The organism is Xenophilus sp. (assembly GCF_044462705.1).
In the GTDB taxonomy this organism is placed as follows: Bacteria; Pseudomonadota; Gammaproteobacteria; order Burkholderiales; family Burkholderiaceae_C; genus Xenophilus; species Xenophilus azovorans.
In genome coordinates, this window is the sequence record NZ_JBIQNC010000004.1 from 23,635 (window position 1) to 47,693 (window position 24,059).

Here is a 24,059-nt window from a genome sequence, read left to right on the forward strand (position 1 = left end):
TCCATGGCAACCTGGCTCAAGGCAATTCAACCGGTTCGCACGCAGCCCAGGCTTTGGGTTGAAACGCTGTGGTTGATCGAATCCCGTGAGCCGTTGGTGCTCACGCGCACCATCGACCTGCACACCGGGCTGAACATCGTCTGGGCCAAGGAGTCCGCTTCGAACGACGCCTCGGGGTTGGCGAGCGCCGGTCACGGCGTGGGCAAGACCTCGCTGTGCTTGTTGCTGCGTTACGTGCTGGGCGACGATGCCCCGGCCATCGCCACGCTGCGTAGCAAGGCGGCCGTCAGCTTTCCCAAAGGCGGAGTGGCGGCAAAGGTCCATGTGGATGGCGCCGCCTGGTTGGTCTTCAGGCCGTACGGCTTGTACAGCCACTCCCTGGCCGCCCAATGCGACGGCCTGGACCGATTGTTCGATGGCACGGCGGCGAACGACTTCGACGGTTATGGCCGCGCACTGGAGCAGTTCTCGATAGGCCGGCTTGCGGCCCGCTCTTTGCCCGGGACAAATCAGCCGCTCGAATGGCGCCATCTGCTGGCCTGGTGCATCCGGGAACAGCGAACCCGCTTCGACGGCTTCTACCACTGGCGTGAGGGCGAAGGCCTGGGCTTCAAGCGCTCACGGCGTGACCCGCCGTTGCTGGTCGGCTCGGTGCTCGGCCTGGTTGACCAGGCGTTGGACCAGTTGCTGCGCGACATCGAGGCCAAGCAGAAGCAGGTCGACCAGTGCAAGGAGCGCATCCCCGAGCTCGAACGGGCACCGGCCTTCGCGCTGGCCCATGCCGACCGCCAACTGCGCCTGAAGGTGCGGGCGGAAGAAGACGAATCCGTCTTCGCAACCACGATTGGCGAATCGGTCGAGTCTCGTGTTCAGGCGGCGCTGCAAAAGGCCGAGTCGGACGAGCGCGGATGGGAGCGCGAAGTGGAACAAGCCGACGAAGCCCTGGCCAAGGAACAAGTGCGCCTGCATGAGCTAACCAAAGCCCGCGACCTGGCGAAGGTTGAAAACGAAATGGCCAAGTCATTGGTCGACGCAAAGCAAGAGGACTTTGAGCGTCTGACCAAGGTTCGAGACCGGTTGGCCGGCCTGGAGGGGCGATGCGACCCAGGGAATCTCGAGTTCAGCGCGTGCGAGCACGTCCAGAGGAACAAGAGCGCCGTCAACATGACCTGGTTCCAAGACGGCAAGCAGGCCAAGGCCGATGCTTCCTTGTTCGCTGCGCGCCATCAGGCCAGCACGGTCGCGCTCGACAAGGCCGAGAAGGCGGTCTCTGACCAAAAGAAGCTCATCGCCAAGAAGAGGCCTGAACTTCACCAACTGCGCGTTCGCATCGCCACGAGCGAAACCTCGCGAACGTTCTTGAAGCAGTCCTGGGACGACCTCCAGTTGAAGCACACCCAACGGAACCAGGGCGGTGACGCGGCGGAACTGGCCGATGCGCGGAAGCAACTTCTGGAGTTCGAGTCAGCGTTGAACTCCCTTCGGGCGGCAGAGGTTGTCCAACGGTCTCAGCAGTCGTCGAGAGTCGACGCCCTCAAGGCCCTGACGGCCACCGTGTCGACCAGACTCCTCGGTGCCGAGGGACACGCGCAATTCGTCCCAGGGCATGAGGTCCGCCCCTTCGAAGTGGCACGTGGCGGTGAGGCCTACCAGGTGCTGGAGGTGTTACTCGGCGACATCGTGTGCTTACTCGATTCGGCGACTTCCGACGCCAGCCATCACCCGGGCTTCCTGGTTCACGACTGCCCGCGAGAGGCGGACATGAGCGAGCTCCTGTATCGGGAGTTCTTCTTCGCCGCTGCTGAGGCGGCGGAGCAGCTTGGCGGCGAAGGTAGCATCGCGCCGTTCCAGTTCATCGTCACGACGACTTCTGCGCCTCCGCCCGCGCTTCAAGGGGCACGAGTTGTAGCGCTAGAGCTGGAACCTGGCGTCGAAGAAAAGCTGCTCTTCCGACGGGAACTGCAGCCCCTTCTTTCTGGTTTCGAATGACGCCTACTACAACACACCTAGCTCCGGACGAACCGGCGGCGGCAGCGATTGATGTCGCCGCTTTGAATCAAGGCGCTAAGCCGGCATACCTTCAACACCTCAAACTGGCCGAGCCGCTGACGTTGGACGGCGGCGGCAAGTGTGAGGTTTGGGACCTTGAGGTGGCTGCCGATGCAGATTGCCTCAGTGAGTGGGCAATCCGATTCCGGCAGACTTATTGTCCTGACAGCGATATTGACATCCTCCGTGCGGGCACTGGTAAGTCGCGAGCGGAATACCTGTTGGAGCTGGTCTTCCCAGACAAGAGCGCAGCGCCAGGGCCTGGTGTCCGGTCGGGTGACTTTGCAGAACTGCTAGTCTCAGACTACGTCGAGTTCATCCTCGGCTACTGGGTACCGCGCGGGAAGTACGCCGAGAAGGGAAGCCGAAACGAGTCAGTCAAGGGAGTCGACATTGTCGGCTTCAAGTGTCCTGATGCTGGGCAGCCGAAGGCCACTGACGAGATGTTGACCTTTGAGGCAAAGGCTCAACTAGGGGATGGCAAGTACAAGAACCGCCTTCAGGACGCGGTCGACGACTCGAGCAAGGACTACCTGCGAGCAGCAGAGACGCTGGCCGCGATGAAGCGCCGCATGCATGTATCCGGCGAGCGTGCGTCGATGCTGGTCGTGGAGCGATTTCAGAACGCCGTCGACCGACCCTACCGGCTTCTATCAGGAGCGGCTGCCATTCTTTCTGGCACGGCGTTCGATGCGGATGGCATCAAGGGAACCTCCATTACCAAACACAACAACGCAGGCAACTTGAGCCTGATTGCGGTCAAAGGCAAAGACCTGATGGCACTGGCCCACGCCTTGTACCAGCGAGCAGCCGATGAAGCCTGAATTCAGCAGTCGTCGGTACTTTGGCATCACTCGGTCCAAGGGGAAGATGTACGAGCTTGGGCTGCCTGAAGAGTCCCATATCGCCGTACCGGAAGGGGTAGAGCCTGCAGCCCTCTTTCCCCTGTCTGTCGGTACGCTGGTGGATGCGTCGGCAGCGCTCAATGACGCCGAAGACGGCCAGGGTAGATTGGCCGACGACTTGCTGGACGACCTCGGCTTTGCGGCGAGCTTCTTCGATGCCTACCTGGGCTCCCGATTCGATACCGAGATTTCGCGGGAGGTCACGCTGCTCGCTTCCGCCAGCTACTTCTTGGGCCAGCGCCCGGGCAGCAGTCTGGTGCTTGCGCGGCGCCTCCAGGCGGACGGTGTCAATGCGATTGAGCAGTTTGCGGTCTGGGCATTGCAGGCCGCCTGGCGTCAGCCGCCTGCCTTGGCCGCGCACTGGCTGACCGGGCTGCTTTACGAACTTTCCATCCGCCTGATGAGCCACTTTAACGACGGCTCGCCACCCGAGTCAGTGGTTGAACTGCTGAACGAGGTCCGTCGCTTGACCTACGCCAACGGCACCTCCCACGAAGTTGTTCTCGTGGAGGTCGCATCCGCGGTGGTTAAGCTGCGCTTGGCGAGCTCGGCATGGGCACTCATGCCCGGGTTCAGCGCCCTGGGTGGTGCCGCTTGGGCGGACGCGATTCGCCGTCCGGGCTTCCCCAAGGAACTCTGGCCGTCCCAGAGGTTGCTCGGCAAGGCCGGGCTCTTCGCTGGGAAGTCAGGCGTTGTCCAGATGCCCACGAGCGCGGGCAAGACACGTTCGGTTGAGGTCATTCTCCGCAGCGCATTCCTGGCCGACCGGACGCGGGTCGCGGTGCTCGTCGCGCCGTTCCGCGCCCTATGCCATGAGATTGCTACTTCTCTCCGTCACGCGTTCAAGGGCGAGGACGTCAAGGTCAATGAGCTTTCTGATGCACTACAACTGGACTTTGTCGACCAGTTGGCAGAGTTGCTTGGCCAGACGTCCCCGACAACGCGCCACCTGATGGTGCTCACACCGGAGAAGCTGCTGTATGTGCTCAGGCAAGAGCCGACCTTGGTTGCGCAAATCGGCATGGTGGTCTACGACGAGGGTCACCAATTCGATACCGGACCACGCGGCATCACTTACGAACTTCTGCTGACAGAAATCAAGGCGCTGCTAAGTCCATCGGCGCAGACCGTGCTCATCTCCGCGGTCATCAAGAACGCCATCGCAGTCGGCACGTGGCTTATCGGCACCGAGCCCAACGTCGTGGACGGTACGGGCCTGTTGTCCACGGCCCGGTCGGTTGCCTTTGCGACGTGGAGCGAGCGGCTCGGACAGCTCTTGTTCTTCGAGTCTGGTAGCTATGCTCGGCCGGACTACTTCGTTCCGCGGAGCATCGAATCCCAAGAGCTGCAGCTTCGTCGAAGGGAGCGAAATCCGCGCGTCTTCCCGGAGAAAGGTGACGACGCATGGAAGGACGTGTCTCTCTACCTAGGAATCCGGCTGGCGCCAAATGGTGCGGTGGCCATATTTTGTGGCCGCAAGGACACCGCCAGCGGGTTGGCAGCGCGTGCAGTGGAGGTGTACGAGCGAGGTTTCAACCTGCCGGCCCCTGCAGCTGCCTCAGACGCAGATGAGATTCAACGCCTGACGCACCTGGCCACGCAGCACTTCGGCAAGGATTCGACGATGGCGAAGGCTGCTGCGCTCGGCGTGTTTGTTCACCACGGAACGACGCCCCAAGGAATGCGTCTGTCCATTGAGCATGCTATGCAGGGTGAACTCATCAAGCTGGTGATTTGCACGTCGACCTTGGCTCAAGGGGTCAACTTACCGATTCGGTACCTCATTGTCTCTGGGGTGAACCAAGGCGCTGAACGCATTAAGACGCGGGACTTTCAGAACTTGATTGGCCGCGCTGGCCGGGCCGGCATGCACACCGAAGGACTTGTCCTCTTCGCGGACCCCAAGGTCATCGACAACCGTCAAGGGGAACGGTGGCGCCTGGACGCCGCGGTCGGGCTGTTGAAGCCGGAGAACTCTGAGGAGACGTCGAGTTCACTTCTCGAACTGGTGGCCCCCATCTCGTCGCCTGATGGCAGGTACCCGCTGCCAGTACCAATGGCCGAGGTACTGCAGGCCTACTTCAAGCGCGGAGAGGAGTTGCTCGCTTGGGCAAAGCAGATGACCGACGCTCATCACCGACTTGGATTTGACCAGCGGTCGCTGACGAAGGAGATTTCTGAAAGGCAAGCGCTGCTCTCCGCCCTCGAAAGCTATTTGATGGCCAACCGTGGCGTCGAGGACTTCGAAACCGTGCTGCCCAGGGTGCGCGTGCTGGCGGCCTCGACACTTGCCTACTCTCTGGCCGACGAGGCTACGAAGTCCTTGCTTGTGCAGCTCTTTGAGTTGGCTGCCACACACATTGAGCAGTTGGTCCCCGAGCCTGCCCGACAGGCTGCATACGCAAAGACTCTGCTGGGCGTGTTCGATTCGACGAGGGTGGAGACCTGGGTTCTGGGGCGTGCAGATGCATTGCGGACCCTCGCGACAACCGATGAATGGTTGCAAGAAATTTGGCCGCTTTTCAATACTGTGATTGACGACAAGTTGCTGACGGGCATGGAACCCGCCGGCATCTCGATGCAGCTCGCGCAGGGATGGATGCGCGGGGATTCCTATCGACAGCTGATTGATGCGGCCGCGGGTGCTGAAGCTTCAAAGCCCTGGGGAGAAAATGGTCGGCGCAAGCTGACTGACGCCGATGTACTTCAGTTCCTAGAGGGCTGCCTTGGTTTTGACTGTCCGCTGGTCGCTGCCGCCGTTGGTCAGTTCCTCTTCGGGACGACAGGGCTCAGTAGTGAGGAGGCTGCGGCGCTAAATGAATTCCAAAAATCATTGGCGTACGGCCTGCCAAGCAAACTTTCAGTTGCGACCTACGAGGCCGGTCTGGCTGACCGGCATATCGCTCAGGATGTCGCGATTGACATTTGGCTAGCCGGGTATGAAGGGGCTTATTTCCGCGCCGCTCTGCCAGAGTACCGCGAGGTGGTTGCCAAAACACTTTTGGCCTATCCGTCTTACTTCGGTGCTGTGCTCGAAAGTCTTTGATTCGCAGGGCTTGCTGCCGTCCATTTGCGGTCGTTTAGTGGAGGAAGTTCAGGATGACCGACACACTCTTCAAAGAAGTTCACTATTCACTGGGTGTCCTCATCAACGACATCGGTCTCGGCCGCATCGGCCTGCCCGACATCCAGCGCCCCTTCGTATGGGCCAACGCCAAGGTTCGAGACCTGTTCGACTCGATGTACCGCGGCTACCCGGTCGGCTACTTCCTGTTCTGGCAGACCGGTGCCGAGGGCGTGGAAACCAAGGTCATCGGCGATGCCAACAAGCAGAAGGCGCCGTCGCTGCTCATCGTGGACGGGCAGCAGCGCCTGACCTCGCTGTACGCAGTCATCCGGCGCGAGGCCGTGTTGCGCGAAAACTTCGAGCGCGAGCACATCCGCATCGCGTTCCGGCCGCAGACCGGCACCTTCGCCGTGCCGGACGCGACGACCGAGCGTGACCCGGAGTACATCCTCGACATCTCGGAGGTGTTCAACCGGCCAACGCACAGGACCATCGGCGAATACCTGAAGCGCCTGACGGCGTCGCGCGAGGTGTCCGACGCCGAGGAGGAGAAGGTAGCCGACGCCATCGGCCGGCTGGCCGGGCTGACGAACTTCCCCTTCATTGCGCTGGAGCTGTCCCAGCAGTGCACCGAAGAGCAGGTGGCCGACGTCTTCGTGCGCATCAACAGCGAGGGCAAGAAGCTCAACCAGTCGGACTTCATCCTGACGCTGATGTCGGTGTTCTGGGACGACGGCCGCACTGAACTGGAGAAATTCTGCCGAGCGGCGCGCCAGCCGGCGCCTGCTGGCCAGGCCAGCCCGTTCAACCAGATTTTTCAGCCTGACCCCGACCATCTGCTGCGCGTCGACGTCGGTGTGGCCTTCCGGCGGGCGAGGTTGGAGCACGTCTACTCGCTGCTGCGCGGGAAGGACCTGACCAGCGGCGAGGTCAGCCTCGAGCAGCGCAACAGCCAGTTCGACAAGCTGCGCAACGCCCAGGGGCGCGTGCTGAACCTGACCTACTGGGCGGACTTTCTGAACGTCGTCCGTTCCGCTGGCTACCGCAGTGCCAAGACCATCAGCTCGGTCAACGCCCTGGTGTTCGCCTACCAGCTGTACCTGCTGGGCCGCACCGAGTACGACGTCGAAGGGTTCAAGCTGCGCAACGCCATCGCGCGGTGGCTCTTCATGTCGCTGCTGACAGGCCGGTTTACCTCCTCGCCGGAGTCGCGCATGGAGCAAGATCTGGCCGAGCTGCGCGAGCTGAAGACTGCCGACCAGTTCTTGACCCGGCTGGCAACAGTGGAGGCCGCGACGCTGACGGACGACTACTGGACCAAGACGCTGCCGTTGGACCTGGCGACCTCGGCGGGCCGCAGCCCGGCTCTGTTCGGCTTTTACGCGGCGCAGACGCTGCTGGGTGCCCAGGCCCTGTTCTCGCAGAGCCCCGTGGTGGACCTGCTGGACCCGCCCGCACAAGGTCAGAAGAAGGCGCTGGAGCGGCATCACCTGTTCCCGAAGCAGTACCTGAAGAAGCAGGGCATCGAGAGCGTCCGCGACATCAACCAGATTGCCAACTACGCGCTGGTGGAGTGGGACGACAACATCGCCATCTCCGACGCGCCGCCTGCCCAGTACTGGGGCAAGTACGCCGAGCGCTTCGACCAGTCGACGCTGGGCGCGATGATGCAGGGTCACGCACTGCCAGAGCAGTGGTGGACGATGAGCTACGAGCAGTTCCTCGCGGCCAGGCGCCCGCTGATCGCGGAAGTCATCCGGCGTGGGTATGCGAAGTTGGTCACCTCGGCGGGCCAATGACCCCGCTCGAACGTCTGCGCGTTGAGAAGGCTGCATCAGACTGCGGGTTCGAGAGAACGCCGCTAGAACGAGAAGGCGGGCTGGAGCTGCGGTCGGCCCACTTCCCCGAGACGGTCGTGGTTCGTTCGGTCGGAGAGTTGCTCTTTGAAGTCTCCTCACCCGCTGGTCTTTCGCTCAACGACGTGGATGCGAACTTCCCGGTCAATGTTTACGGCTACGAAGAGCTGTACGAGTTGCTGCGCAGGGCTGCATCGCGTGGCCGAACGCTGCCGAACCGCGTCGCCGACGCATTCCGGCAGGCGACCGCTGACCTGCCTTGCACCACGGAGGCAGACCGAGTCGTCGTGGCAAGAGTGGGGCAGGCCATGTTTCGCGCTTCCCTATTGGACTACTGGCAAGGTCGATGCTGTATCACTGGACTCGAAGTGCCAGAACTTCTCAGGGCGTCTCACATCAAGCCCTGGGCGAGCTGCGAGCGCGACGACGAGCGCCTCGATGTGTTCAATGGATTGCACTTGGCGCCGCATCTTGATGCCATGTTCGATTCGGGCTGGATGACCGTCGCCATAGATGGGGAAGTGCATGTTGCCAAGGCCCTGGATCCATTTGCCCGTGCAGCTCTTGGGGTAGATCGGGCGCTCAAGTTGCACGGTATTCGGCCTGCGCATGAGCGCTACTTGGAGTACCACAATCGCTATGTCTTCCGAAAGGCGGCATAGCGCAGAATCTGACATTCACGCCCTCTTGGTGAAAGCCCGCCACCGCTGCGAAGCGGAAATCGAGATCGAGCCGAGGGCACAGCGCCGATTTGAACTTTCTACTGCAGAAACCCGCCCTGTCATCCTGCTTTGCCGCCATCACCTGCGGCATACCTGCGAAATCAAGCCGCCTGAGAGTGCGGCGAAGGCAACGGCTGCACCGCCAGACGCAGGCCCAGCGCCTTGAGGATGGCGGTCAGGCTGTTCAAGGCAGGATTGCCCTTCGGGGACAACGTGCGGTAGATCTGCGTCGGGTTCAGGTGCGCGTGCTCGGCGACCGCCTGCACGCCACCGACGGCCTGCGCGAGTTGACGCAGTACGGTCATCAGTTCGGCTTGGTCGCCGTCGGCCAGGATGCCATTGATGACTTCCAGCGCGAGCGCCGGATCGCTGCGGTACAGCTCGGCCATCGCATCGTCATGGGGTCTGCTTTTCATTCGTCGCCTCTTCGTTGCCAGTCCTGCCAGTAACCCACCGCTCGGACGATGTCCGCATCCTGCGTACGCTTGTCGCCGCCACACAGCAGCAGCACCAAGCGTTCACCCGCCAGCCCGTAATAAACCCGATAGCCCGGACCCACGTCGATGCGTAGCTCCCACACGCCATCGCGGCAAAACCTGTGATCGCCAAAGTTGCCCTGCTCGACACGGGCCACACGCCGGATGACCGCCACCTTGGCCTGGACGTCGCGCAAGCGCCGCAGCCAGTTATCGTAGAGATCCTTCTGGCCATCCGCCGTCAGGTAGTGCTCGATCTGGTACACCGTCATTTTCGTTTATAGACGAATTTAGTCAAGTCATCGGGCATGTACGCGAGCGCCCGCCATGCCCTGGTCGGTCCACGCTCAGGCCCTCTCGTCAGCGGATGGGCAAGGCGCCCGCCCGCTTGGTGCCGGGCGGCACGGCGCGTGTGGCTGCCTTCCGATGCCGGTACGGCCGGTAGTTGCCCGAGCCCGTTCGAGTCGGTGCAGCCTCGGCGGCTGCCACCCGCGACGGGTCGGATGGGGCTACGGCAGCGCCGATGGTTTCGCGGCGCAGGGCGGCCACCTTCTCAGCGGCCGCCCGGATCGGCCCCTCCTCCGTATGGACGTATCGCATGAACATGGCGATGGTCTTGTGCGCGGTCAACGCCATGCCGACCTTCAGCGGCACGCCCGAGTTGGCAATGTCCGTGGCGGCCCGGTGCCGAATGCCATGCGTCCCGACGTGAGGCACGCCCACGCGCTTCAGGATGCGCCGCCAGGAGTTGTAGTAGGTGCTCTCGGGCAGTGAGCGACGGCTGTCGTAGATGCTGGGGCAAACGTAGGGCGAATCGTCAAACCGATAGGCATTGGAAAGCAGCAGAAAGGCCGACTCGCTCATCGGTTTGGAAATGCAGCCGGTCTTGCTGTCCGGCCAGGCGATGCGACGGTTGTCCAGATCCACCCAAGCCCACTCTAGATCGCAGATTTCCGAGCGGCGCGCGGAGAACTCGAACTGCAGCCGGATGGCCAGCGTCAGGGTGGGATGCTCCAACCCGTCGACGTCCGCATCGTCGAGGTAGGCATAGATGCGCGCCAGTTCATCGTCGGTGATGTATCGGGTTTTCCCCTTCTCTGGATACTTCGGCACATGGCGACACGGGTTGGAGCCGTCAGGCCTATAGCCCCACACCTCGGCCATGTTGAGCATCTTGCGCAGGCAAGCAAGCACCCGGTTGGCCGTGGTGGGCGTCTTCGCGAGATCCCGCATCATGCCGGTCACGTCCGCCCTGGTCAGGTCGGGCACCTTCACCCTGCCAAGGAGGGGCACGAGGTAGCGGTCGATCTGGCCCTGGTAGGTCTCGACCGTCGAGGGCTTGTTGCGCGTCTTGGAGTACTCGTTGATGAACTGCTCACCGAGTTCCCGGACCGTGGGAGCCCTTCGCGCCGCCTGCTTGGCGGCGCTGGGGTCGTTGCCCCTGCGGACGTCGGCCAGCCAGTCCAGGGCGATCGAACGAGCCTGCTCGACCGTCAGTTCACCGAACAGGCCGATCTTCGGCTTGCGGCGCTCGCCGCAATTGGTGCGGTACTGGAGCATGAACACCTTGCGACCGCCTGCCGTGATCTTGCAGAGGAAGCCGGGCGTGGCCGCGTCACGCAGTTCGTAGTCCTTGCCGGTGAACGTGGCGGCATCGACGACCGACTTGGTGAGCTTGGTGACTGTCATGAAAACTCCCGCCTGGTTGACCGAAACAGGGAACCGGCCAGGAGCCACGAGAGCGGCAAACTCAGCGTGATGGGTCCAATCATGGGGTAAGACTACGTCGGACCGAACTCCCGGAAAACCAAGCGCAGCAAGCACTTGGGGGTTCCAGCGTAGGTCCATCGTAGGCTTCAAACCTCGGCTCAAAATCCCCCGCCGCAAGGCGTGCCGGTTCGATTCCGGCCCCGGGCACCAGATGCTGCTCAGCCCGCCTCATGGCGGGTTCATCGTTTCCAGGCCCCGCTCAGCGGCCCTGGGCCAGATCGAAGCAGCCGCCCCCGTAGTACGCGCGGTCGCCCCCTTCCACGAAGGGGATCTCGATCGGCTTGCCCTCGTTGCGCCAGCCGTCGCGGCGGCGATAGCCGGCATCGACGATCTCCTTCTGGATCGCCTCGTGGTGCTGGACGCGGTACGGGCACACGCCGAAGCCGATGCTGTTGAGCGTGTAGATCGTGCGGTCCTCGTGCATGGCCGTGGTGTTGAGCACGATGCGCTGCGGCTTGACCGGCAGCCGCGCCAGCAATTCGCCCAGCGTCATCGGCAGGTACTGCAGCGAGCCCGAGAGCATCAGCACGTCATGGCCGGAGGCCTCGGTGGGTTCGGTGCCGAAGCTCAGTTGCGCCTGCGCGCCGCGCTCCGCCGCCAGCTCGCGGCCGGTCTGCACCACGCCGGGCACGTCGCACACATGCCATCGCAGCGCGGCCGGCATCTCCAGCACGCGGCGGAAGGCGTAGTACTTGATGCCCACGTGTCCGCCGAGGTCGAACACGCGCGTGGCGCCGCCGGCGATCGCCTGGCCGACCCAGAACAGGGCCGGGTAGTCCCAGTTGTAGATCTGGTGGCTGTACAGCGCCTTCGCGCCCTCGGCGTTGTCGTAGCCCGCCGCGAACTGCGCGGGGATGTGGGCGCGGGCCTCGTCGAAGCTGCCGAAGTCGCCCATGAACAGGTTCTCGTCCTTGTTCTCGTAGAAGCGCCGCTCATAGGCCGATTTGCGGCCGGCCGCCGAAAACACGTTCAACACCATGCGAGGTCCTCGTCGAAGTTCATGGCCTGTGGCTGCTGCTCATTCTGCCGCTTCGCCCCGGGCGGAGGGTTCATTCTGTCGCAGCCCGGCATGGACGGTGGGGTGGTGCAGCGCCACGCGCAACTCGCGCTTGAGGCGCCGGTTGACCAGGCGCCGCGACTCGTCCATGAAGCTCAGCAACTGCGGCGTCAGCCGGCCGGCCGCCTCGCTGCGCGCGACGCGCGGCGGGCGCGGCAGGCCGTACAGGTCGGCCGCCAGGTCGAAGTAGTCGCCCATCTTCAGTTCGGTGTCGTCGCTGGCGTTCACCACGCGCTGCGGCCGCCCCCGGAACAGCGCCGCGACGCAGGCACGCGCCAGGTCGTCGGCATGGATGTGGCTGGTGTAGACGTCGTCCTCGGCCCGCAGCGCCGGCGTGCCGCGCAGCAGGCGCTGGCGCGGCGTGCCGCCTTCGCGGTCCGGCGCGTAGATGCCGGGGATGCGCAGGATGCCGGCCCGCACGCCGGCCGAGCGGCCCAGCCAGCGCACGGCGCGCTCGGCCGCCACACGCCGCTGCGCGCGGGGCGTGGCGGGGCGCACGGGGCGCGTCTCGTCCACCCGGGCCCCGCCGCAGTCGCCGTAGACGCCGCTGGTGGAGCCGTAGACCAGCGACTGCGGCGGCGAGCGCCGCGCCAGCGCCCGCACCAGCGCCAGGGTGCGCGGATCGCCCTGGCCCTCACGCGGCGGCGGCGCCAGGTGCAGCACGCGCGTGCCGAGCCCCGCCAGGCGGCGCAGCGTGGCGGGGGCGTCCAGGTCGCCGAGCAGGGGCCGCGCGCCCGCGGCGCGCAAGAACGGCACACGGCCGGGCGAGGAAGTCAGCGCCAGTACGTTCAGCCGGCCCGCCACCTGCTGCAGCACGCGCTGGCCGACGTCGCCGCAGCCGACCACCAGCAGCCGCCCGCGCCGGAAGCGCGAGGGCAAGGCCCCGAGGGGGTTTGTGTTTGAAGGCAAAATCGTGGGTTCCCTGCTGCACAGAGAGAAGCGTTCCGCGGAACGCCCGAGAATACCCATGAGCCTCGCCGACCCCGCCGGATCGGGCTTTTCCGTCACCGTCGAGCCCAGCGGCCGCCACTTCGGCGTCAACGCCGACGAAACCATCCTGGCCGCCGGCATCCGCCAGGGCATCGGCCTGCCCTACGGCTGCAAGGACGGCGCCTGCGGCTCCTGCAAGTGCAGGAAGCTGTCGGGCACCGTGGCGATGGAGGCCCACCAGAGCAAGGCCCTGTCGGCCGAGGAGGAACTGGCCGGCTTCATCCTCACCTGCCGCTCGCATCCGACCAGCGACGTGGTGCTCGAATCGCGCCAGGTCACCGAGGCCGGCGCCTTCCCGATCCGCAAGATGCCGGTGCGCGTCAGCGCGCTGACGAAGCAGTCGCACGACGTGATGCTGGTGCGCCTGCAACTGCCGGCCGGCGACCCGCTGCAGTTCCACGCGGGCCAGTACGTGGAGTTCATCCTGCAGGGCGGCGCGCGGCGCAGCTACTCGATGGCGAACGCACCGCACACGCTGAGCGAACCGGGCACCGGCATCGAGCTGCACGTCCGCCACATGCCGGGCGGCAAGTTCACCGACCACGTGTTCGGCGCGATGAAGGAAAAGGAGATCCTGCGCATCGAGGGCCCCTACGGCAGCTTCTTCCTGCGCGAAGACTCCGACAAACCGATCGTGCTGCTGGCCTCGGGCACCGGCTTCGCGCCGATCAAGGCGCTGATCGAGCACATGCGCTTCAAGGCCATCGACCGGCCCGCCGTGCTGTACTGGGGCGGGCGCCGGCCCGAAGACCTGTACATGGACGGCTGGATGCGCGAGCGCCTGGCCGAGATGCCCCACCTGCGCTACGTGCCGGTGGTCTCCAACGCGGTGCCGGAAGACAACTGGACCGGCCGCACCGGCTTCGTCCACCGCGCGGTGCTCGAAGACATCCCCGACCTCTCGGGCCACCAGGTCTACGCGTGCGGCGCGCCGGTCGTGGTCGACTCGGCCCGGCACGACTACGTGGCCGAGGCCGGCCTGCCCGAAGAGGAATTCTTCGCCGACGCCTTCACCACCGAGGCGGACAAGGCGCAGCCCTGAGCCGCACTCCATTCACCTTCCCTCGACCCTCCCCTGCACAACAACATGAACAAGAGACATCTGCTTTCCCTCCTGCTCGGCGCCGGCGCGGCGCTCGCCGCCACGCCCTGGGCCCATGCGCAGGGCACGCACGCCGTGCGCCTGGTGGTGCCTTACGCCGCCGGCGGCCCCATCGACGTGACGGCCCGGGCGCTCGCCGAGCGCGTCAAGGACGCGCTGGGCGGCCCGGTGGTCATCGACAACAAGCCCGGCGCCGGCGGCAACATCGGCGCCGACATGGTGGCCAAGGCGGCGCCGGACGGCCTGACCATCGGCATCGCCGCCACCGCCACGAACGCGGTGAACCCCTGGCTCTACACGAAGATGCCGTTCAACGCCCAGGCGGACTTCGCCCCCATCACGCAGATGGTGCGCGTGCCCAACGTGCTGGTGATGAACGCCGAGACGGCGCAGCGCCTGAAGATCGACTCGCTGCAGGACCTGATCGCCTACGGCAAGGCGAACCCCGGCAAGCTCAACTACGGCAGCGGCGGCAACGGCAGCGCCGGCCACCTGGCCGGCGAGATGTTCAAGAAGGCGGCCGGCATCTTCGCCGTGCACATCCCCTACAACGGCGGCAACCCGGCGCAACTGGCGCTGCTGTCGGGGCAGGTGGACTTCAACTTCGACAACCTCGCCACCGCCGCGCCCAACATCAAGGCCGGCAAGCTCAAGGCGTTGGCCGTCACCACGCTGCAGCGCAGCCCCTTCCTGCCCGACGCGCCGCCGGTGGCCGACACGCTCAAGGGCTTCTCGATCGACACCTGGTGGGGCCTGGTGGCGCCGGCCGGCACGCCCAAGGCCACCATCGACAAGCTGAACCAGGCCTTCGTCGCCGCGCTCAAGGCGCCGGAGACGCAGGCGCGCTTCGCCGCCCTCTTCGCCGAGCCGGTGCCCACCACGCCCGAGCAGTTCGGCGCCTTCATGAAGGCGGAGTTGGCCAAGTACGAGCAGGTCGTGAAAGCCACCGGCGCGAAGGTGGACTGAGGCAACGCACAGGCGGGCGGCCGCCCGCCCAATCCCCGCTCAATAGCGCAGCCAGGTCCCTTTCAGCGGCGCCTGCGCCACGCCCGGCCGGCTGAAATCGCACACGCCCGACGGGAAGATCGCCTGCAGGCGCTGCTTCTCGTCCGCGGTGAAGACCGCCAACCCGTAGTCCGCGTCGTCGATGGGCTTGAGCTGGCACTTCAGTACGTCGTCCGACACCGGGCCGCCGGCCACCATGCGCGGCGCCGGCGTCCGGGGATAGAGCGTGTTGCACTGGCCGCCGGTGAGCGTAGCCTCCTCCTCGATGCGTTCGCCGGTCAGCACGTTCCAGCAGGCGTCCACCGCATCGGCCGGCTTGTGGTGCACCACCTTGTCGGCCGTCAATTCGGCCGGGTCCCCGGTGATGGCGTCGAGCCATTGGGTCATCAGCGCCAGGCGGGTGATGAACAGTTCCCGCAACTGCAGCGCGCGCGGCAGCATCTGGTCGGGCTGCCCGAGCAACTGGGCGAGTTGCGGATGGGGGAAGTTCCAGGCCACGTGGTTGTCGGCGCGGCCGTTGGCCTTTTTCAACTGCTCTCGGATCTTGATGTCGTTGTAGATGGTGTGGATGTCGCCCGCAGGTTCGGCGTAGGCACGCATGCTGAGGATGGGCACGGTGGCCAGGCCGCCGCCGCCCGACCCGATGCGGCCCAGTTCGTAGGTGCGCTGCAGCGCCTCCAGGTCGGCCACGGTGCGCTGCGCGACGATGTTGCCGTCCACGTCGAAGCCGCCAACGGCCTCGTTGAGGTCGAGGAAGGCCGTGACGTCGATGGCGCCCTGGCGCAGGCTCTCCAGCCCGTACTGCACGCCCACGTTGTCCAGCGGGCGCCGCGCGGCGCCGGTGGCCGGGTCGCGCCCCAGGCTGTTGACGTTGATGTCGTAGACGGTGCAGCGCGCGCCGCCCGGGTTGTTCAGCGGGTCGTAGACCTGGGTGCCGTCCTTCAGCCCGCAGGCAGGCGAGACGGAACCGTGGGTCGCCAGCACCGCATCCCCGTTGCCCTTGTCCCAGTTGTCGCAGGTCACGCCCAGGGCCGAGCTCAGGTGACCCTCGAAGGCCCTGCGCACGTCGTAGGAGGCCGGATGCGCCTGGAAGTAGCGGTTGAGCAGGCGGCAGTCGGACACCGCCATGGCCGTGCCGAACACGTCGGGAAAGGCCGCGTCCGGCATGATGCCGTCCAGGATGCCCGGGTAGTTCTGCGCGATCAGCATCTGCTGGATGGCGCCGCCGGAGCCGCCCATGCCCACCATCCAGCGCGGCAGGCCGTAGGTCTCGGCGATGTGCTCGCGGATCATGGTCGCCGTCTCGGCCGCCACCACGTCGTTCACGTTCACCTTGTTGATGTTGAGCGAGGAGACGACGTAGGCGAAGCCCTGCTCCAGCGCCTTGATGCTCTGCACGTCGGTGTCGTCGGCCTTGAACACGTCGGTGACCGCGTTGCTGCCCTGGTTGTACTGGGCGGCGGTGGACTCGCCGAAGCGGAACACCACCCGGCCGTTCCAGCCCGCACCGTTCCAGCGGTCGGGCTCGCGCGGGTCGTCGAGCACGGCGATGCGGTAGATCGAGCGGTTGATGGTGCCCGACTCCACGCGCACGATGAAGGGCACGGTCCTGCCGTCGAGGGTGGTCGCGTCCGCCACGTCCGAGGGCCGGTCGCCCAGGGGATCGGCCAGCACCTTGCGCTGGCCGCTGGGGGTGAAGTAGAACCAGTCGAAGCGTGTGGCCACCGAGCAGTCCGCGTCCAGCGGATCACCCAGACCCGACTCCTGCGTGCGGCATTCGAAGGGCGCCAGGTGCGGACCGGAGAACATGGGTCCGGTGATGGCGTGGTTGGTCACGGCGAGTTCACCGCGGGCCGTGCCGTCCGCCGTGGCGGCCACCAGCGTGTTGGCGCCGAGCTCCAGGCCCGACACCAGGCCGCGCCACCGGCCGGGCGGCTGGTCGCTGCCGCCGGTCTGCCAATCCACGGCCACCTCGACGCCGTTGCGCTGCAGCCTCAGCGCGGACACGTCCACGCCGTCCGGCAGATCGACGGCGACCAGCGCATCGCCGCCGCTGACCAGATCGGCCCGGCTGGACAGGACCTGCAGCTTCAATGCGGCCGGCGTCGGCGTCTGCGGTTCGCCGGGCGGGGTGCCGCCACCGGGGTCCACCGTGCCGCCGCCCGGGCTCTGGCCGCCGCCAGGGCTTCCGGCAAAGAACAGGCCGGTGCCGCCTCCCCCGCCTCCGCCGCAGGACACGAGCGCGCCGGCCAGCAGGCCGATGCACAACACAGGGAGAAGCCCCCGGCCGGCAGGCGAAGGCGATGCGGATCGTCGGATCATCTGGGTCTCCTCTTTCTCTTGTCGTGTGCCAGGCGCGGCGCCCTCAGGGCTGGTAGGCCGCCGACCGGCAGGGCTGGCCGCCGCAGGTGTCGACCACCTTGCCATTGGTGCGCAGGAACTCCGACTTCTGCAGCCGGGCGGCGGGCGTGTTGCGCGGGTCGGAGTGCGGATCGGTCCCGGTGGACGGCGGCAGGTTGTCCTGCGGCGGCGCCGTGGTCCGCCCGGGGCCGCTGTCCCACACGACGAGCGCGGAACCGTCAAAGCCGCCGGTGCCCTCGATGCAGGGCAACTGGTAGTAGGGGTTCGCGTCGGGATGGCGGCCCGGGGCGAGCGCCGGGCACTGCAGCCGGGCACCGATGGTGCGCGCCTCGATCTCGGCCGACCACATCGTCACCTGGTGGTCGCCGTAGGCCACGTGCAGCAGCACCTTGTGCGGCGGCGTGTCGGGCAGCGGCTGGTCGGTCATGGCCTGCGCGTAGCCGTTGGCCTCGGCGCGGTCCCACAGCGTCTGCCACAGCGAGAAGATGAACTGCTGGTCCAGGCTGTCCGGATAGGCCGCATAGACCATCTCGCCGAACTGCGGGAAGTCGCTGCTGCGCTCCAGCAGCAGCGAGTAGTTCATGCCGGGCACGCCGAGCACGCCGCGCTCGATGTCCTGCGCCACGCTCATCAGCAGGCCGCCCAGGATGCCGCCCTGGCTGTTGCCGTCGTAGAACAGCTCGCTCGTGTCGAGCACGCTGGCCGGCGCGGTGCCCATCTGGAAGGCGGGGTGGGCGCCGAAGCCCTGCGCATGCTTCATCGCCCGCCCCAGCATCAGCGTGTTGAGCACGCCCTGCTGCGTGGTGTCGAAGGGCACCTGCGCATTCGACAGGTCGAAGAAGGCGAACACCGAGGGAATGATCTCGTTCTGCGAGAAGCCGTACCAGTTGGTGGCGCAGAACACGAAGTTGTGCTCGTTGCCCATGTCCTTCACGTTCCCGCCGTTGGCCTCGGCGGCCCGGCCGAACAGGCCGTGGCCGTAGAGCGAGATGCGCGCCGGGTTGACCGTGCCGTCCGCGTTCAGCGCGGACTGCGGGATGTTGCAGAGGAACGGAATCTCCATGGTGCCGTTCTGCACCGGCACGTCGTACACGCCCGGCGTGGCCGACGCATAGTGGAAGCGCTGCAGGTCCAGCGGGCTGTCTCCCAGCGTGTCGAAGGCGGCCTTGATCGCCGGCAGGTCGAGCGGCCCGCCCTGGAGATAGGGCGCGACGGCCGCGGCCACCGGCGTGATGTCGGCGCCGCCCGCCGGCGCGGCGACGAAGCTGGGCACGGTGAGCGTGCCTTCTATGTGGCGGGCGATCCGCGCGTCCTGCTGCGGCGTGAAGTCCTGCATCAGGGTCACGTTGAAGGCCGGCGCCGCCCCGTTCAGCGCGGCGAAGCCCTGGTCGCGGATGGCCAGCATGCGGCCCGTGGTGCTGCGCTGCGAGGCCACGGTGAAGTCCCAGGCCAGGTAGAGCGACTCGCGCGCCACGCCGGCCTTGTCCAGCGTGGCGAACAGCGCCTCCATGTGGTCGCGCCGCGCATTGACGAAGTCCAGGGCGCTCTCGTGGCGGTCGCGGTAGATGCGGAAGGCCGGGCCGGCCTCGATCGCCTCGCCCTGCCCGTCCTTCATGCCGCGCAGCACGACGATGTAGCGGTGGCCCCAGGCCAGGCTCTTCGCAACGCGGATGTTCATGCTCTGGCGCTCGGGCGCGCTGACGGTGTTCTGGTCCAGCTCGGCCCAGACCAGTTGCTTCTCCAGCGTGTCGGCGTCGATCAGCATCACGGGCGAGCCGTCCTGCTGCGAGACCGACAGGTCCGTCAGGCGCGGCGCCCCGCTGCGCTCCAGGTCCACGCCGGGTACGCGCACGACGATCATCGCGCCCGGCGAGAAGCCGTCGCTGCGGTTCCACTCGGTGGTGTCGATGGGCCGGTCGGCGGCGATGGCGCTGCGCGGCATCGAAGCCTTCTGCAGGTTCAGCCGCCGCCCGGTGTCGGTGCCGGCGTCCGCCACGGTGTAGTAGTCGTTCGGGAAGGGCAGCATGCAATGGCTGGCGTCCAGGAAGTCGCAGCGCGCCGCGGTGGCGGCCAGGTCCGCCGGCAACTGGTCGTCGATGCTGGCCAGCATGGGCGGCGGGGTCGTGCCGTTCCCATCGCCCCCGGAGCCGTTCCCGTTCTGGCCGCCGCTGCCGTTGCCGCCGGGCAGGCTCCACAGCGGGACCGGGTTGCCGCCGCCTCCGCCGCCGCAGGCGGCCAGAGCCGTGAAGGCGATGGCGCATGCGAGCCAGCGGCACCAGGCGCCGGGCGAACGAGAGGACGGCATGGGGCGCACCGAGGGCCGCCAGAGATCGTGCCTTGGCATGGGGTTGTGTCTCCTTGTATGTCTGCGAGCTTGCCACCCGCCGGCCGCGTGGAGCGCGAGGCTGCACTCACGGCCATCGGGCGTGGCGGCACTCTACCGACGGGACAACGCCGAGGCCATTGGCAAGCGGCCCTGGGCGCGTTGTGCATCTGCACAACGCGAGGCCGCGCCAACGTCAGTGCAGGGGAGATGGAGACGGGCGGCCGATGCGGCGCTGGCGCAGCGCCAGGTACATGCGCGACAGCCAGCCCATGTCGTCGAAGCTGGCGCCCAGGAGCGACTCGATGTGCCCCAGGCGGTGCAGCAGCGTGTTGCGGTGGATGCCGAGCGCGGCCGCCGTCGCCTTGTGGTTCTGGCGGTGCTCGAAGTAGGCCTCCAGCGTTTCGAGCAGGTGGGGCTCGGCCGAAATGCTGGCGATCATCTCGCCGCACAGGGTGGCCATCTCCGACGACTGGCGCATGAGGGTGTCGAGCGCGAACTCGGAATACCGGAAGGCGACGTCCTCCCTGCGCAGGTGCCGGCCCAGCTCGATCGCGGCCAGGGCCTGTTCGGCGCTGCCGCGCCAGCCGGCTGCGCCGACGCCCGGCAGCCCGAGCCCGGAGGACTCGAATTCGGGGAAGGCGCCGAGCAGGCGGCGCGCCCGCTCGTTCAAGCGGCGCTCCCGCCCATCGACCGGCTCGCCCGGCATGACTGGCAGCCACGCGACCCAATGGCCGCGGTAGAGGCTGCCGCCCGCCGGTGCGGCATCGTCCCGCCCGTGATTCGACAACGCCTCGTGCACGCGCTCGCACAGCGTGTCCGCCCCTTCGTCGCCCAGCGGCATGGCCGCCAGGCGCAGCGCCAGGGCGACGTGCGGCTGGTCGGCCGGGATGCCCAGGGCGCGCGCCGCCTCGTCGAAGGGACCGGCGGCATGCAGCACCGCGGCGCCGAGCCGCGCCTGAAGCTGCTGCCTCCATCGCAGCTCGCGCGACTGCTCCGCGAAGTAGGCGTCGCTCAGGGTGCTGCTCATCAGGTCGCTGTAGTACAGCAGGAAGGGCGGCACGATGAACAGCACCTCGTCGGCCAGCACCGGCTGCTCGCGCACGCGGGCCAGCATGGCGTCCATGTAGACGCGGGCGCCGGTGCGGTAGGCCTGCAGCAGCGCGCCGAGCGACAGCGCCTGCGAATGGCGGCGGCGGCTGAAGCTGCCGATCCAGCGCAGGTTGTCCTCGTCGGGCCGGCCGCCGGCGAGCAGGGCGTCGTACCAGAGCTCGGCGTTCTTGATCCCGGCGCGGTAGACGTCCTGCGCCAGCGTATCGCCGAGCGCCCCGTACTCGGCGATCGTGCCGCGCAGGGTGCCGAGCATGCGCGCCGACAGGCTGGGGCTGTCCTCACGCAGTTGTGCGACCAGCCGCCGCAGGGTCGGCGACAGCGGTTGCACTTCGGAGAAAGTCATCGTTGCCATCGTGTCGGAAGCTGGTCCGGGCCGGTAGCCCCGGCCATGCCGCGCGCGTGCGCGACCGGGCCGCACCGGCGCTTCTTCCCCTCCGGCCGCAATGTTGGATGGCTTTGGCATCGGCGCGCAAGGGTGATTGCCCCCGCTGTGCGGCCTCTTCCCGGCCCCGGGCTCCGTCGGCGCGTGGCCAGCTACGGCCACGCCGTCCGCGCTATTCGCCCAGGTAGGCGGCGCGCACCTTCGGGTCGTTGAGCATGACCTTCGCGTCGCCGCTCATGGAGATCAGGCCCGACTCCATCACGTAGCCGCGGTCGGCGAGCTGCAGCGCGCGGCTGGCGTTCTGCTCCACCAGCAGGATGGTCACGCCCTGGTTGTGCACCTCCTGCACCACCTCGAAGATCTTGTCGCACATGATGGGCGACAGGCCCATCGTGGGCTCGTCCATCAGCAGCACCTTGGGCCGCGCCATCAGCGCCCGGCCCATGGCCAGCATCTGCTGCTCGCCGCCCGACATGGTGCCGGCCAGTTGCGTGGCGCGCTCCTTCAGGCGCGGGAAGATGCCGAAGACCTTCTCGATGTCGGCCGCAATGCCGGCCTTGTCGTTGCGCACGTAGGCGCCGATCTGCAGGTTCTCGGTGATGGTCATGCGGGTGAACACGCCGCGCCCCTCGGGCACCATCACCAGCCCCTCCTTGACCAGGTCCCACGCGCCGCGTCCCTTGGTGGGCTTGCCCATGAACTCGATCTGGCCCTCCAGCGGCGGCAGCGTGCCGGTGATGGCCTTCATGGTGGTGGTCTTGCCGGCGCCGTTGGAGCCGATCAGCGAGACCAGCTCCCCCTCGTGAACCTCGAAGTCCACGCCCTTGACGGCCTGGATACCGCCGTATGCGACCTTCAGGCCGCTGACTTTCAACAGTGTCTGTGCCATGCGCCCGCCCTTCAATGTCCGCTGGTGCCGAGGTAGGCCTCGATCACCTTCTCGTTCTTCTGCACCTCGGCCGGCGTGCCCTCGGCGATCTGCTTGCCGTAGTCGAGCACCGTCACCCGGTCACACAGGCCCATGATCAGCTTCACGTCGTGCTCGATGATGAGCACGGTGCGGTTGTCCTTGCGGATCTGGTCGATGAGCTGGCGAAGCTGCACCTTCTCGGTGGCGTTCATGCCGGCGGCCGGCTCGTCCAGCGCGATGAGCTGCGGATCGGTGGCCAGCGCGCGGGCGATCTCCAGGCGGCGCTGGTCGCCGTAGCTGAGCGTGCGGGCCTTGTAGTCGGCGTACTTGCCCACGCCCACGTACTCCAGCAGTTCGTGGGCGCGTTCGGCGATCGCCTTCTCCTCGGCCTTGAAGCCGGGCGTGCGGAAGATGGCGCCGAACACGCCCGAGTGCGTGCGCACGTGGCGCCCGACCATCACGTTCTCCAGCGCCGTCATCTCGGCGAACAGGCGGATGTTCTGAAAGGTGCGCGCGATGCCGGCCTTGGCGACCTCGTGCACGGCCGTGGGCGTGTAGGGCTTGCCTGCCAGCTCGAAGGTGCCGCTGTCGGGCGTGTAGAGGCCCGTGATGACGTTGAAGAAGGTGGTCTTGCCGGCGCCGTTGGGGCCAATCAGGCCGTAGACCTGGCCGCGCTCGATCTTGATGCCGACGTCCGACAGGGCCTGCAGGCCGCCGAAGCGCTTGGAGATGCCGCTGACGTGGAGGATGGTGTCTGCCATGTTCGTGTGCTCCATCCGTCAGGGATTGATCGACATGGGGCGGTTGGCGCCACCGGCGATCTCGTCGGCCGGCGTGTCCACGCCGGGCTCGATGGCTTGGGTGGAGCCCGGCACCGGGTCGGGCGCCCTGCGGCCCTTGAGCGACTTGCCGTGTTCCGGCGAGGGCCACAGGCCACGCGGCCGGGTGAGCATGATCAGGATCATCGACAGCGCGATGAAGAGCTGGCGCAGGATCGAGGCGTCCAGCCGCCCGTCGGTCATCGACTGCAGCGGGCCGGCCACGTAGCGCAGCACCTCCGGCAGCGCCGCCAGCAGCACCGCGCCGAGGATCACGCCCGGCAGGTGGCCGATGCCGCCCAGCACCACCATGGAGACGATCATCACCGACTCCATCAGGTTGAAGGACTCGGGCGAGACGAAGCCCTGGAAGGCCGCGAACATGGCGCCCGAGACGCCGCCGAAGCTGGCGCCCATGCCGAAGGCCAGCAGCTTCATGTTGCGGGTGTTGATGCCCATGGCCTTGGCGGCGATCTCGTCCTCTCGGATCGCCATCCAGCCGCGGCCCACGCGCGAACTCTGCAGGCGGTAGGAGATGATGACGGTGAAGATCACCAGCACCAGGAACAGGTAGTAGTACAGCGACACCGAGGAGATGGTGTAGTCGCCGATCTTCAGCGGCCGGCCGAGGTTCAGGCCGAAGATGCGGATCGAGTCGATGCCGGTGATTCCCTTGGGGCCGTTGGTGACGTTGTAGGGATGGTCCAGCGTGTTCAGGAACACGCGGATGATCTCGCCGAAGCCCAGCGTCACGATGGCCAGGTAGTCGCCGCGCAGCTTGAGCGTGGGCGCGCCCAGCAGGGCCCCGAGCAGCGCCGCCAGCACCAGCGCCGCCGGTATCACCAGGACGAGCGAGGTGTGGAAGCCGTTCGGGAACATGGCCTTCAGCGCCTCGAAGTTGTCCGTGAGCTGGGTCGAGCCCAGCAGCGCGAACAGGTAGGCGCCGATGGCGAAGAAGGCGACGTAGCCCAGGTCCAGCAGGCCGGCGTAGCCGACCACGATGTTCAGACCCAGCGCCAGCAGCACGTACAGCAGCGCGATGTCGACGATGCGCACCCAGGCGTTGCCCTGCGTCTGCAGCAGCAGCGGCAGCACCAGCAGCGCCGCCGCCGCGACGAGGAAGACGACGAGTTTCTTGGCGTTCATGCTCGGT

18 protein-coding genes are annotated in these 24,059 nt (G+C 66.6%); 7 read left to right on the top strand and 11 right to left on the bottom strand.

Annotated elements, in window-relative coordinates; all coding sequences use genetic code 11:
• Positions 1-3: 3 nt before the first annotated feature.
• Genes ACIY1X_RS01630 through ACIY1X_RS01650 form a run of 5 tightly spaced genes read left to right on the top strand, consistent with a single transcriptional unit; the run spans position 4 to position 8,539 of the window.
• A complete protein-coding gene (locus tag ACIY1X_RS01630) occupies positions 4-1,989 on the top strand; it encodes a hypothetical protein (RefSeq protein WP_304303402.1) in 1,986 nt (661 codons plus the stop codon).
• Entirely contained in the window at positions 1,986-2,873 is an 888-nt protein-coding gene (locus tag ACIY1X_RS01635) for a virulence associated protein (RefSeq protein WP_304303403.1), read from the top strand. Before ACIY1X_RS01630 ends, ACIY1X_RS01635 begins: the two co-directional genes overlap by 4 nt.
• Positions 2,863-6,000 carry a DEAD/DEAH box helicase gene (locus ACIY1X_RS01640; RefSeq protein WP_304303404.1) on the top strand — a complete coding sequence of 1,046 codons (3,138 nt, stop codon included), beginning with the start codon at positions 2,863-2,865 and terminating at the stop codon, positions 5,998-6,000. The genes ACIY1X_RS01635 and ACIY1X_RS01640 overlap by 11 nt, the downstream gene beginning before the upstream one ends.
• A gap of 53 nt (positions 6,001-6,053) precedes the next feature.
• The gene (locus ACIY1X_RS01645) at positions 6,054-7,820 is read left to right on the top strand and encodes a DUF262 domain-containing protein (RefSeq protein WP_304303405.1); all 1,767 of its coding nucleotides are present in this window, start codon (positions 6,054-6,056) and stop codon (positions 7,818-7,820) included.
• Positions 7,817-8,539 carry an HNH endonuclease gene (locus ACIY1X_RS01650; RefSeq protein ID WP_399677513.1) on the top strand — a complete coding sequence of 241 codons (723 nt, stop codon included), beginning with the start codon at positions 7,817-7,819 and terminating at the stop codon, positions 8,537-8,539. Before ACIY1X_RS01645 ends, ACIY1X_RS01650 begins: the two co-directional genes overlap by 4 nt.
• A gap of 161 nt (positions 8,540-8,700) precedes the next feature.
• Here the strand turns inward: ACIY1X_RS01650 and ACIY1X_RS01655 are convergent, their stop codons facing one another.
• From ACIY1X_RS01655 to ACIY1X_RS01675, 5 genes are all read right to left on the bottom strand, one after another.
• Complete coding sequence (locus ACIY1X_RS01655; protein ID WP_304303407.1) at positions 8,701-9,015, bottom strand: DNA-binding protein; 315 nt, start codon at positions 9,013-9,015, stop codon at positions 8,701-8,703.
• Positions 9,012-9,347, bottom strand: a complete 336-nt coding sequence (locus tag ACIY1X_RS01660; protein WP_304303408.1) for a type II toxin-antitoxin system RelE/ParE family toxin — start codon at positions 9,345-9,347, stop codon at positions 9,012-9,014. Before ACIY1X_RS01660 ends, ACIY1X_RS01655 begins: the two co-directional genes overlap by 4 nt.
• 88 nt (positions 9,348-9,435) lie before the next feature.
• Positions 9,436-10,764, bottom strand: a complete 1,329-nt coding sequence (locus ACIY1X_RS01665; protein ID WP_304303409.1) for a site-specific integrase — start codon at positions 10,762-10,764, stop codon at positions 9,436-9,438.
• A 280-nt stretch (positions 10,765-11,044) separates the two neighbouring features.
• Positions 11,045-11,824 (bottom strand): TIGR04325 family methyltransferase, encoded by a 780-nt coding sequence (locus tag ACIY1X_RS01670; protein ID WP_399677515.1) that lies wholly within the window; start codon positions 11,822-11,824, stop codon positions 11,045-11,047.
• A gap of 39 nt (positions 11,825-11,863) precedes the next feature.
• On the bottom strand, positions 11,864-12,811 hold the full coding sequence (locus ACIY1X_RS01675) for an SDR family oxidoreductase (protein ID WP_399677516.1): 948 nt from the start codon (positions 12,809-12,811) through the stop codon (positions 11,864-11,866).
• A 58-nt stretch (positions 12,812-12,869) separates the two neighbouring features.
• Between ACIY1X_RS01675 and ACIY1X_RS01680 the strand changes: the two genes are divergently transcribed.
• Positions 12,870-13,934: a CDP-6-deoxy-delta-3,4-glucoseen reductase gene (locus ACIY1X_RS01680; protein WP_399677517.1), complete on the top strand. Its 1,065-nt coding sequence runs from the start codon at positions 12,870-12,872 to the stop codon at positions 13,932-13,934.
• Positions 13,935-13,979: 45 nt separating this feature from the next.
• Complete coding sequence (locus ACIY1X_RS01685) at positions 13,980-14,960, top strand: Bug family tripartite tricarboxylate transporter substrate binding protein (protein WP_399677519.1); 981 nt, start codon at positions 13,980-13,982, stop codon at positions 14,958-14,960.
• 39 nt (positions 14,961-14,999) lie between these two features.
• On the opposite strand, the gene ACIY1X_RS01690 is transcribed toward ACIY1X_RS01685, so the two are convergent.
• The 6 genes from ACIY1X_RS01690 to ACIY1X_RS01715 all read right to left on the bottom strand — a co-directional run bounded on the left by ACIY1X_RS01690 (position 15,000) and on the right by ACIY1X_RS01715 (position 24,052).
• On the bottom strand, positions 15,000-17,321 hold the full coding sequence (locus ACIY1X_RS01690; protein WP_399677521.1) for a DUF6351 family protein: 2,322 nt from the start codon (positions 17,319-17,321) through the stop codon (positions 15,000-15,002).
• A 43-nt stretch (positions 17,322-17,364) separates the two neighbouring features.
• Positions 17,365-19,704, bottom strand: a complete 2,340-nt coding sequence (locus ACIY1X_RS01695) for a hypothetical protein (RefSeq protein ID WP_399677523.1) — start codon at positions 19,702-19,704, stop codon at positions 17,365-17,367.
• Positions 19,705-19,879: 175 nt separating this feature from the next.
• Entirely contained in the window at positions 19,880-21,139 is a 1,260-nt protein-coding gene (locus ACIY1X_RS01700) for a PucR family transcriptional regulator (protein WP_399677524.1), read from the bottom strand.
• A 211-nt stretch (positions 21,140-21,350) separates the two neighbouring features.
• Positions 21,351-22,067 (bottom strand): ABC transporter ATP-binding protein, encoded by a 717-nt coding sequence (locus tag ACIY1X_RS01705; protein WP_038206811.1) that lies wholly within the window; start codon positions 22,065-22,067, stop codon positions 21,351-21,353.
• Positions 22,068-22,078: 11 nt separating this feature from the next.
• Complete coding sequence (locus tag ACIY1X_RS01710) at positions 22,079-22,849, bottom strand: ABC transporter ATP-binding protein (protein ID WP_038206812.1); 771 nt, start codon at positions 22,847-22,849, stop codon at positions 22,079-22,081.
• Between the two features lie 18 nt (positions 22,850-22,867).
• On the bottom strand, positions 22,868-24,052 hold the full coding sequence (locus ACIY1X_RS01715; protein ID WP_399677526.1) for a branched-chain amino acid ABC transporter permease: 1,185 nt from the start codon (positions 24,050-24,052) through the stop codon (positions 22,868-22,870).
• Between the last annotated feature and the right edge of the window lie 7 nt (positions 24,053-24,059).

Bases quoted from the DNA above. Each gene is read 5' to 3' on its own strand.
- ACIY1X_RS01635 (WP_304303403.1), top strand. From the start codon at position 1,986: ATGACGCCTACTACAACACACCTAGCTCCGGACGAACCGGCGGCGGCA.
- ACIY1X_RS01695 (WP_399677523.1), bottom strand. From the start codon at position 19,704: ATGCCAAGGCACGATCTCTGGCGGCCCTCGGTGCGCCCCATGCCGTCC.
- ACIY1X_RS01690 (WP_399677521.1), bottom strand. From the start codon at position 17,321: ATGATCCGACGATCCGCATCGCCTTCGCCTGCCGGCCGGGGGCTTCTC.
- ACIY1X_RS01685 (WP_399677519.1), top strand. From the start codon at position 13,980: ATGAACAAGAGACATCTGCTTTCCCTCCTGCTCGGCGCCGGCGCGGCG.
- ACIY1X_RS01655 (WP_304303407.1), bottom strand. From the start codon at position 9,015: ATGAAAAGCAGACCCCATGACGATGCGATGGCCGAGCTGTACCGCAGC.
- ACIY1X_RS01705 (WP_038206811.1), bottom strand. From the start codon at position 22,067: ATGGCACAGACACTGTTGAAAGTCAGCGGCCTGAAGGTCGCATACGGC.
- ACIY1X_RS01680 (WP_399677517.1), top strand. From the start codon at position 12,870: ATGAGCCTCGCCGACCCCGCCGGATCGGGCTTTTCCGTCACCGTCGAG.
- ACIY1X_RS01710 (WP_038206812.1), bottom strand. From the start codon at position 22,849: ATGGCAGACACCATCCTCCACGTCAGCGGCATCTCCAAGCGCTTCGGC.
- ACIY1X_RS01660 (WP_304303408.1), bottom strand. From the start codon at position 9,347: ATGACGGTGTACCAGATCGAGCACTACCTGACGGCGGATGGCCAGAAG.
- ACIY1X_RS01665 (WP_304303409.1), bottom strand. From the start codon at position 10,764: ATGACAGTCACCAAGCTCACCAAGTCGGTCGTCGATGCCGCCACGTTC.
- ACIY1X_RS01630 (WP_304303402.1), top strand. From the start codon at position 4: ATGGCAACCTGGCTCAAGGCAATTCAACCGGTTCGCACGCAGCCCAGG.
- ACIY1X_RS01715 (WP_399677526.1), bottom strand. From the start codon at position 24,052: ATGAACGCCAAGAAACTCGTCGTCTTCCTCGTCGCGGCGGCGGCGCTG.
- ACIY1X_RS01670 (WP_399677515.1), bottom strand. From the start codon at position 11,824: ATGGTGTTGAACGTGTTTTCGGCGGCCGGCCGCAAATCGGCCTATGAG.
- ACIY1X_RS01650 (WP_399677513.1), top strand. From the start codon at position 7,817: ATGACCCCGCTCGAACGTCTGCGCGTTGAGAAGGCTGCATCAGACTGC.
- ACIY1X_RS01640 (WP_304303404.1), top strand. From the start codon at position 2,863: ATGAAGCCTGAATTCAGCAGTCGTCGGTACTTTGGCATCACTCGGTCC.
- ACIY1X_RS01645 (WP_304303405.1), top strand. From the start codon at position 6,054: ATGACCGACACACTCTTCAAAGAAGTTCACTATTCACTGGGTGTCCTC.
- ACIY1X_RS01700 (WP_399677524.1), bottom strand. From the start codon at position 21,139: ATGACTTTCTCCGAAGTGCAACCGCTGTCGCCGACCCTGCGGCGGCTG.